Source organism: Robertmurraya beringensis, assembly GCF_042433785.1.
GTDB classification, from domain to species: Bacteria; Bacillota; Bacilli; order Bacillales; family Cytobacillaceae; genus Robertmurraya_A; species Robertmurraya_A beringensis.
This window is the reverse complement of sequence record NZ_JBHLUU010000059.1, coordinates 1-1556: the sequence shown is the minus strand read 5'-3', so window position 1 is coordinate 1556 and position 1556 is coordinate 1. Positions and strand designations below refer to the sequence as shown.

At 31.6% G+C, this 1556-nt stretch carries 2 protein-coding genes; both read right to left on the bottom strand.

Going from position 1 to position 1556, the window contains the following annotated elements:
- Nucleotides 1-559 precede the first annotated feature (559 nt).
- Nucleotides 560-988: a DUF4214 domain-containing protein gene (locus ACFFHF_RS11885; RefSeq protein ID WP_377058228.1), complete on the bottom strand. Its 429-nt coding sequence runs from the start codon at nt 986-988 to the stop codon at nt 560-562.
- 172 nt (nt 989-1160) lie between these two features.
- A complete protein-coding gene (locus ACFFHF_RS11880; protein ID WP_377058227.1) occupies nt 1161-1391 on the bottom strand; it encodes a hypothetical protein in 231 nt (76 codons plus the stop codon).
- Nucleotides 1392-1556 lie beyond the last annotated feature (165 nt).

The window sequence follows — 1556 nt, the reverse complement described above, 5'->3', positions numbered from 1 at the left end:
TGCCCGCAGAGGCTCCATGTCAAGCAACATGGCCTTTTTGAAGAATAATGAAAGAAATCTATAAAATAAAAAACTGAGGAAATGAAAGAATAAGAGAGTTATTGTCCAAAATTCGGGGGTTAATCCGATTTTAGTGATAGAGGTAGAAGGACAGAATCACATTGAGTCCACCAATAGATGACATAATACATATCATATGTGTTCAATAAAAAAGCGGGTTAGACTACTTGCCTATACGGGAAGAGAAAAGTTGGTTGTAAAATAGAAATAATAAAAAGACCTATTCTTTTAAGTAAATAGATCTTTTCAAGAAATTCTTCTTTAGTTTTTATTACTAATACATCCTTGGTTTATCTTTTTAATAATTGATGTTGTAGAAAATCCTGGTATAAATGGAGACCGCACAATTTTCCCACCATATTTTAAAACTTCTATTCCCTCTGGTGTCTCCTGAAGATTATAATCTTCACCTTTCACATAGATATCGGGCTTTAACGTAACAATAACAGACAGTGCATTTTGTTCGCTAAAAGCTAAAACATAATCAATTACTTTTAACTCACTGAGCTGAAGGAAATGGCTGTATTATTTGATAAAGAAATTCTTCACTTAACAAAATATTTTTGATGAACTCTGCTTTAGATATATTTGAGTTCAGTTTCTCTTTATCTTCTTGAATTTGATTAAGAAGTGGTACTTTTCCGAGTACAACATAATAAAGAAGGCTAATAAACTCATAGTCTTCCTTATACATTATTGTCTGAAGTATGTGTATAATTTTCCCTTGCGTTATACGTTGAGCGAACTCTTCACTTTTGACGAGGTAGTTAAATATATTAATTTTTGAATCACCATTTTGAAGAAAGCTCATATATGTCGAAAATCCACTACTGTATATTTCACGGTTAAAAAGTTCTCTGTATAATCCTTTCAGGAACTTTTCATTATCCTGTACAAATATCTTTTGAATGGTTTGAATTATACTCATTTTTCCTCCACAACACTTTCTTAATAAGATAAGTTATGTAGATCTTTTTTATTTGCAACCTTCAAAACAATCGTTCTACTAAAAATAGGCTGAGTAGTTTCCAACACAAAACAAATATAAAAAAACCACAGATATTTTCTCTGTGGTTTTAAAAACATATGTTTAATATTCTTTACTGGATTGTTTTCTCAATTGCGCGCATTAGTGCAAAACCCGCATGATCCCATGAAAATTGCAGCATATCTGCTCTTCCTTGAAGTCCTTTTTGTTTACAAAGTTCCGGATCATCATAAGCACTTCTCATCTTTTTCATTAAGTCCTTTACACTTGCTTCAGCCCACATTTGGTCTTGTTCAGAAAATAAATTCCAATAAACTGTTGAAATCGCATCGGGGCTGCTCATACTGATAACAGGATTGCTTAAGTGATAATCTACTAAAAATCACTAGTGTTGCATTAATTTAAATTAACTATTAAAAACATTTGAAATGTTCAATTTTATTATTTTGTGCAAAGAAAAAGTCCTTTATAATGGATAAGTCAGGTGGTAACCCGTCCAAATCCACTA